This window comes from Rothia sp. HMSC064D08 (assembly GCF_001809525.1).
Lineage (GTDB): Bacteria > Actinomycetota > Actinomycetes > Actinomycetales > Micrococcaceae > Rothia > Rothia dentocariosa.
Genome location: NZ_KV797887.1, coordinates 61,066 through 69,177, shown reverse-complemented (window position 1 = coordinate 69,177; position 8,112 = coordinate 61,066). Strand labels below are relative to the sequence as shown.

The window sequence follows — 8,112 nt, the reverse complement described above, 5'->3', positions numbered from 1 at the left end:
TTATCGGCAAAATCCTACCTGCTCGCGGTTATATAGAGGGTATGCGCATCCAATATAGGCATTTATGTTCCCTAAGACATAGTCCTATCTCACATAAATAAAAAATTTACTGTTGTGACAGCCTAAAATTGTTATTCACAGAATAATCATTCTGAACATATGTTCACTTCTAGTTTAAGTAACCTGTACATATGCTCTTAAAATTACTATTTCTATAGGTATCTATTCCTAAAATTCGAGCATGACTACTACAGATTCTCCAAAGAAGAAGGGTTCTGTACCCCGCTGGCTTGCTATCCCGACAGCAAAACCTCAACTGAACACAGCAGAGGTCGCGGCGAAGTACCCCCGCCTACGTTTTCAGGTTTTTATGGGTATTTTTATCGGGTATGCAACGTTTTATCTGATTCGCAATAACGTTCCGCTTGTTACGCCGATTCTGACTCATGAGCTCGGTTTTAGTAATGCGGCTATTGGTGCGCTTTCTACGGCATTGCTTTTAGCCTATGGTTTCAGCAAATTCTTTACCGCTATGATTTCTGACCGCTCTAATGCGCGGTTATTCCTCCCCATAGGATTGGTGCTTTCTGGTATTGCAAACGTTCTGCTTGCTATAGCCGGGTACATGGGATCCGGTGCGGCAGCTGCAGGATACGGGGCCGCAATCGCATCCACCATGGCCGCCATTATGGTCTTCAACGGTATCTTCCAGGGTATGGGGTGGCCGCCCTCAGGTCGCGTGCTCGTGAACTGGTTCTCTACGAGCGAGCGCGGGTCTAAGGTTTCTCTTTGGAATACCGCACATAACGTTGGTGGCGCGCTCTCGGGTCTTTTGGTCGCCTGGGGTTTCACGCTCTTCGGTAAAACCTGGCAGGTTGCTTTTTGGTTCCCTGCGGTGATTAGCTTTGTGCTTGCTTTTGTGGCGTGGCTGCTGATTCGCGATAATCCAGAGGCTGAGGGTCTGCCCACTATTGACGTGTACCGCAACGATCCCCACAAGGTTGAGTCCACGGACGAAGACCGTTCTGAATCAACATGGACGACTATTCGTAAGCATGTGCTGACTAATTCGACCATGGTGTATCTGGCTCTTGCTAATGTCTTTGTGTACACTCTGCGCTACGGTGTGCTGGTGTGGGCTCCTAAATATTTGCACGATGTGCGCCACGCTTCCCTTGAGGGCGGTATCGCTGGGTTCTCAATCCTGGAGCTTGCCGGTATTGGCGGCACTATTCTCTGCGGTTTCGTCTCTGACTATGTCTTCAAGGGACGTCGTTCACCCGCGGGTATTCTCTTCTTGATTGCTACCGTAGGCGCTATTTTGCTGTATTGGCTGCCTTCAGCCGATGCTCCGCTCATTATCGCCTATATTGCGTTGGCGCTGATTGGCGGTCTGATTTATGGGCCGGTGATGCTGATCGGTTTGCAGGCTATCGACCTGTCGCCTTCACATGTCGCGGGTACCGCCGCAGGATTTACCGGTCTTTTCGGGTATGCTCTGGGCGCTACGTTGGCTTCTACCGGTATCGGCATCATTGTGGATCACTGGGGCTGGAGCACCGCATTCATCTTCATGATCGTGTGCTCGGGACTGGCTATTGTGTTCCTCTGGCTTGTCAATGGGGCCGAGAAACGCATGATGGCTGAGAGGGATAAGAAACTCGCTGCAGAAAACGCGCAGGCGTAGTTTCAACTTCCGCGAGCAGGTGGTTTTTGATTCGAGCAGGTAGGATTTTCCTACCTTATCGGCAAAATCCTACCTGCTCGCGGTTACCTTTTAAGGACAAAGGATGCCAGCGTTCACCGAATTACGCCCCTGAGGGAATATGCCGAAGAGGTGTTATCTTCAAGGTTCTCGCGCCTCAAAGCCCCTAGAATGGGGTCATGGATAATGCAAAGAACTCTGGAATTACGACCGAATGGGTCGATAATGCGGTTAAACCGGGCGATGATTTCTTCCGCCACGTGAACGGCCGCTGGCTCGATACCTATGAAATTCCCGCCGACCGTTCCAAAGACGGCGGGCTGTACACTCTGCGCGATGATGCCGAAAAGCATGTGCGTGAGATTGTTGAGCGTATCGCCAAGGAACAGCCTGAATCCCGCATCGGCGCGCTCTACAACTCTTTTATGGATACCGAAAAGATTGAGTCCGACGGGCTGGAACCGCTCATGCGCGAGGTTGCCCCGATTCTCAACGCCGCCACGAGCGAGCAGCTCGCCGTCACTCTAGCACTCCTCTCACGGGCTGGGCTGGCGCAGCTTCTCGGGTGGTACACCAGCATCGATCAGAAAGACCCCGAACATTACGTCTTTTACCTCACCCAGGCCGGGTTGGGTCTGCCCGATGAGGCATACTACCGCGAAGAGAAGTACGAACAGGTGTGCGCCGCGTATATTGAACATATCGCCACCATGTTCGAGCTGACCGGCCTTGCCGAGAGCTTCAACCTAACCCCTATGGAGGCGGCACAGCTTATTTTCTCGCACGAGACCGAGATCGCCGCACATCATTGGGATGTCGTGAAAAACCGTGATGCAGAGGCGAAATATAACCCCGTCAAAGCCACCGAACTTGACGAGAAATTCCCCGGTTTCCCGCTCCAGCAGTGGCTTCTTGCGCTGGGGGCAGACCCCAAAGAGCTGGGCACGGTCATTGTTTCTCAGCCTTCTTTCCTGGAGGGCGTGGCGAACATGTGGCAGTCCACCCCGCTGATGACCTGGAAACTCTGGGCTCTGTGGTGCGCTATCCATTCCCGCGCACCCTACCTGCCGGATGCGTTTGTACAGGAAAACTTCAATTTCTACGGTCGCACCCTCTCGGGCACCGAAGAGCTGCGCGAACGTTGGAAACGCGGCGTTGCGGCTGTGGAGAACGCGCTCGATCAGGAGCTCGGCAAGGAATATGTGGCGGTGCATTTCCCGCCGGAGCATAAGGAGAAAATGCTCAAGCTGGTCAATAACCTGCTGGAAGCATACCGCCGCTCCATCACAAACCTGGATTGGATGACCGAAGCCACCCGCGAGAAGGCGCTGGAGAAGCTCTCGAAGTTTGTCACGAAGATTGGCTACCCGGATGAGTGGCGCGACTACTCGAAACTGACCCTGGTGCCCGGTGACCTGTTCGAGAACCTGCGCCGCACCGCCGCCTTTAACAGCGATTTCATGATCGATCGCGCTGGCGACCCGGTTGATAAGAACGAATGGCTGATGTCTCCGCAGACCGTGAACGCCTACTATATGCCGCCCGCTAACGAGATTGTGTTCCCCGCGGCTATTCTGCGCCCGCCATTCTTCGACCCTGAGGCCGACGACGCTGCAAACTACGGCGGTATCGGCATGGTAATCGGTCACGAGATCGGCCACGGGTTTGACGATAAGGGTGCGCTTTATGACGGCGACGGCGCGCTGAATAACTGGTGGACCGAGGAGGATTTCGCCGAGTTCACCAAACGCACGAGCGCGCTGGTGCAGCAGTATAATGCCTACACCCCGGCGAACCTTGACCCGCAGAAGTTCCAGGTGAATGGTGAGCTGACGCTGGGCGAGAATATCGGCGACCTTTCGGGTCTGTCGATTGCATTGAGGGCCTATGAGATTGCGCTTGCCGAGCAGGGCATCACTTCGCTGGCGGATGCGCCGGTTATTGATGGCATGACGGCCGCGCAGCGCCTCTTCTGGTCTACCGCGCAGGGATGGCGCACTAAGTCACGCCCGCAGCATGCGGAGATGATGATTTCGGTGGATCCGCACTCCCCCGACGAGTTCCGGGTGAACGGCGTGGTGCGCAATATCGACGAGTTTTATGATGCGTTCGATGTTCCTGAGGACAGCAAACTGTATCTGGCGCCGGAGGATCGCGTGCGTATCTGGTAGCCACCTGCCAGCTCCCAATAGCGCGAGCAGATAGCGAATTGCTATCTGCTCGTGGGAGTTAAGAAGCGCCGCATCGCCCAAAGCACCGCAGCTGTGAGGGCTAAGGATGCGGCACATACGAACGCATATATTCCGGTATCTACCCGCGCACTTAGATGTGAGAAGAGCAAATTTCCCAGCGATGTAAAAAGCGCTGCCGCTAAACTAAAGACAGACATTACTTTTCCAATATGCCCAGCATCGCTCTTCTTCTGCAAATCCGAGAAAAGACCAATAGTGTAGATAACAATAATTCCACTCACTATACTTTGTGCAGTAATAACGCTGATAATTCCGGGTATAAGTGCCAATACATACGCGCCACCGATAACCAGCAGTAATATTTGTGGATGCGCCCACCGCCTCAGCGCAGGCATGCGGTTGAGAATAAAAGATGCAGCCACGGCGCCCATAGTTCCCATAAACATACCAAGACCGTAAACTTCTTGCCCTAACCCCAAGTAAGCAATTCGCCCTAGAAGCAGGAAAAGGGTTGAGGCACCCCACATATTGAGGAGGGCGGCGAAGACAAGTTCGCGTCTAAAATATGCACTATAAGCTATATATACTAGTCCAAACCTTAAATCATGAAGTATATGCGTTTTTTGGAATACTTCGGAGCCCTCCGAGTGTCGGGTAACGACAGACCCAGCGGGCAGCATAAAAGTGAGCACTAAAGACAGAATAAATGACACCAGATTGACGATGATTGAAAGCTCTAGGGCATTCGCAAAATTCTGCATGAGAATCATGGTTCCCACGAGGGGGCTCACAGCACGTGATAGCTCTCCCACCATCGAATAGGTGCTATTGTATTTTTCAAATTCTCGATGTCCAAGAATCTCAGGAATGATAGCGCGGCTTGTGGGGCTGTATGCGGTCGCGGCTAAAGACATGAGAGCCGAAAGAATAATCAGTATATAAACGATAAATTCTCCGCGTGCTGACGATAAAAGAACAAGAGCGCACAGGCAGCAGAGGCTATTAAAAATATCGTAGAAAATCAGCAGGGATTTTTTCTTAAACCTGTCAATAACAACAAATCCAAGAATGCTGGCGAGGAATATTCCCGCACCGCTACACGCATTCATCACCCCAACCATCTGCTGACCGGCGTGCTGGCTGATATACCAGGTCACCACAATGGTGTAGGCGACGGTGCCTATGCGTGAAAGCGCCGTCGCCGGGATGAGATAGTACGCTCTGCTGCACCTCATCACGTTCCATAACCTCAGAACAGAAGACTAGATGCTCGATCCACTACTGCTGCTAGAGCCTGAACCTACCTGGCTGCGGAAGGCTGCGGCGAACCCGCCAATAACCCAGTGCCCGTTTTCATACTTCCCTGTTATATCGACGTCGAGCGTGGTGCTGCGGGAGCTTGAGGGGACATCAGCATCCCTTCCTGAGGTGGCGATAAAGCTGCCCAACCCTATGGTGAATCGGGAAGGCCAGGTGTATTCCCCGCCGGATTCCTTGGGCTTCGGTGTGGTGAGGTTGGCTGTCACCTTAGGTTCTTCAAACCAGATCGTTGAAAACTGGTACGAGGACGACTTAACGGAGCTTTTATCTGTATCATTCAACGCAGTCTGCTCGATCAGGCTGTCGTCACCGCTCTCCATCATGTACTGGGTCGCCGCAGTATAGAACGCGATACTGGAATACAGCCCTGCCACTGAGTTTTCGTCGGCGTTCTTAGGCTTGATAGGTTTGGGCACGTTCTTCGCGCGTTCAGTGCGGGTCGCCTTACGGTACTCCCCCGCCGAGGTATCGTATTCGTCGATCTTCGCTTCGCCGCTGAAATCGCTGCGGTAGCTTGCCGTAGCATCCGTCGGGAGCGGTTTCACGCTGCCGACGTTGGATGCGCATCCAACAAAAGCGAGCGCGGAACCTGCGCCCAGCATGCCTAGGGCGGTTCTGCGGGATACAAACGACTGTGTCATGAGAAAGACCTTTCATCGATGGCGACTATTGTTCTAACACTATTATCCCGGATACTCCCGGCCAGTACTATCCCTGGAATTAGGCACTCAGATTGCCCGCTGAGCCAAAGCTAGAAGACAAGTCGGTATTGGTGGGAATATCGATCAGCAACCAGCGTCCGTTGTTATATCGTGCCTTAAACTCTCCGTCGTGAACGTCTTTCTTTGCCTCGCTGGGAATGTCTACCGCAGTGCCCTCATACACTACAAAATTACCTGTTGAGAATGTGGTCGTTGCCGCCCATGTGTAGACGTCGCCGTTCTGGGTGGGAGTCGGGTCTTTGAGCGTAAACGTCATTTTAGGGTCTTCAAACCACATATTTTCAAGCTCTTTCACGCTGCTTTCCTCAAAGGCTTCGGCTCCGTTTATTCCTCCCACAAAGGTAATTTCTTTGAAGGGAGAGAAATCGTTGGTCATAATTCCGTAGGTGAAGGCTGCCCCAAGAAATCCAAATAGCGAGTAGAGCCCGGCGGAACTTTTCTCGGTCATCATGGCGGTTTTCACCGGTTTCGGCACGTTCTTCGCGCGTTGGGTACGGGTTGCGCGCACGTATTCTCCTGCGGAGGTGTCGTAGCTGTTAAACGTGACCTCACCCGAATAGTCGGCACGGTAACTCGTGGATGCGTCCGCCGAGAGCGGCTGCACGCGGGAGGCGCATCCGGCGAAGGCAAGCGCGGAACCGGCACCTAGCGCCCCGAAGGCAGCTCTGCGGGATATGAACGAGGAAGTCATGGGCGGGTACCTTTCTCATAGAGGCGGAAAATACGGCGTCGTTACCGGTATTTTCGTTCGGGGAATGATGTTACCGTGAGGGGCGCATCCTCTATTATCCCGGAGTAGAGCCGCAGTACAGGTAATTATGACACTCCCACCACAAACAAGCCCCGCAGACATAGATTAAGCCCGCAGAAACGCACGTGTTTCTGCGGGCTTGTCCCATATTTACGTCCGATGCGGTTCAGCCAGAAAGAGGTTTAGAACCCGAGTCCTCCGCCGCTGCCGGAACCGGTGGATGCGCCACCGCTGGCATCAGAAGATGCAGAGCTACTCACTCCAAGGTCAATCTCCCATTTACCATCTTTGTAGGTGCCTTTAAAGGTTTGCGCCCCTTCCTGACGCCGCGATTTCTCGGGAATATCCGTCACCTGACCATTTTGAACCGTAAAGCTGCCCAGATTCGCCGATACCTTTCCTTCCCATGTATAGGTGTCGCCTTCAATCTTGGGCTGCGGAGTATCAAGAGAAACTTTGACAGTGAAGTCCTCAGACCAAAGCTTATCTGGTGCCCCAGAAGATTTCATCTGTTCTTCAACCTTTGAGAGTTGTTCTTTGCCTTTAAGGTTGCTTTCCTTAAGAGCACTGCTATCTGCCGTCATATAGAAATACTGGAAACTAGCAATAATAAAGGCGATATTCTGATAGAAGCTCTCCACCGATTTATCATTCAGGTTATCCGGCTTAATCGGTTTCGGAACATTCTTTGCAGGATGTTCACGGGTTGCGGGCTCATAATTCCCGGCGGAAGTATCAAACTTGTCATACTTCACCTCGCCGCTGTAATCATCACGTTTCGACGAATCAGAACCGCCGCCGCCATTAGAATTACTGGTTGAGCATGCGGCAAGGGCAGCCGCCGCAGAACCGGCGCCGATCACGCCAAGAGCGGAACGGCGAGAAATAACGTACTGATCAGACATAATATTTCCTTTCTGCTCAGACCTTCTGCTTTATGATGTTAGAGTCCGAATCCGCCCAGACCGGAACCAGTGGACGACCCGCTGCCAGCGCCAGGGGACGCGGATTTACTTGTCTCAATGCTGATTTTCCACTTACCATCCTGGTAGGTACCAATAAATATCGCCGCCTCTTCACTGATACGCTGATCTTGGGGAACATCATGCGCCTGGCGACTATATACATAAAAATTTCCGCGGTCTACAATTATTTTGCCATTCCAGTTGTATTTATCGCCCTCAATCGTCGGTTGAGGGGTATCCAAAGAGATTTTGAACTTGACATCGGTCCAGTTTTTCTCAGTGTAATCCTCTTTTATATATGTTTTTATAGTCTGCGCGAGAGAGTCCTTATAATCGAAGTTGGTTTCTAATAACGGATCGACGTTCCATGTTCCCCCCAAGTACTGGATTGCAGCCATAATGAACCCAATGTTGGCGTAGAAGCCCTCCACCGATTTATCATTCAGGTTATCCGGCT

At 52.3% G+C, this 8,112-nt stretch carries 7 protein-coding genes; 2 read left to right on the top strand and 5 right to left on the bottom strand.

The features are described from left to right. Positions 1-241: 241 nt before the first annotated feature. Together HMPREF2625_RS00480 and HMPREF2625_RS00475 are read left to right on the top strand one after the other, a co-directional pair. Entirely contained in the window at positions 242-1,687 is a 1,446-nt protein-coding gene (locus HMPREF2625_RS00480) for an MFS transporter (RefSeq protein WP_048754647.1), read from the top strand. 197 nt (positions 1,688-1,884) lie between these two features. After that, on the top strand, positions 1,885-3,876 hold the full coding sequence (locus HMPREF2625_RS00475) for a M13 family metallopeptidase (RefSeq protein WP_070520429.1): 1,992 nt from the start codon (positions 1,885-1,887) through the stop codon (positions 3,874-3,876). A gap of 41 nt (positions 3,877-3,917) precedes the next feature. Here the strand turns inward: HMPREF2625_RS00475 and HMPREF2625_RS00470 are convergent, their stop codons facing one another. The 5 genes from HMPREF2625_RS00470 to HMPREF2625_RS00450 all read right to left on the bottom strand — a co-directional run. Next, complete coding sequence (locus HMPREF2625_RS00470; RefSeq protein WP_246826559.1) at positions 3,918-5,132, bottom strand: MFS transporter; 1,215 nt, start codon at positions 5,130-5,132, stop codon at positions 3,918-3,920. Positions 5,133-5,159: 27 nt separating this feature from the next. Continuing rightward, a complete protein-coding gene (locus tag HMPREF2625_RS00465; protein WP_070520422.1) occupies positions 5,160-5,858 on the bottom strand; it encodes a DUF6318 family protein in 699 nt (232 codons plus the stop codon). 79 nt (positions 5,859-5,937) lie between these two features. Then, the gene (locus tag HMPREF2625_RS00460) at positions 5,938-6,630 is read right to left on the bottom strand and encodes a DUF6318 family protein (RefSeq protein ID WP_070520418.1); all 693 of its coding nucleotides are present in this window, start codon (positions 6,628-6,630) and stop codon (positions 5,938-5,940) included. 242 nt (positions 6,631-6,872) lie between these two features. Next, positions 6,873-7,595 (bottom strand): DUF6318 family protein, encoded by a 723-nt coding sequence (locus HMPREF2625_RS00455; protein WP_083295574.1) that lies wholly within the window; start codon positions 7,593-7,595, stop codon positions 6,873-6,875. 38 nt (positions 7,596-7,633) lie between these two features. Continuing rightward, positions 7,634-8,112 (bottom strand): DUF6318 family protein (locus HMPREF2625_RS00450; RefSeq protein WP_070520412.1); only part of this gene is annotated, 479 nt, incomplete at its 5' end.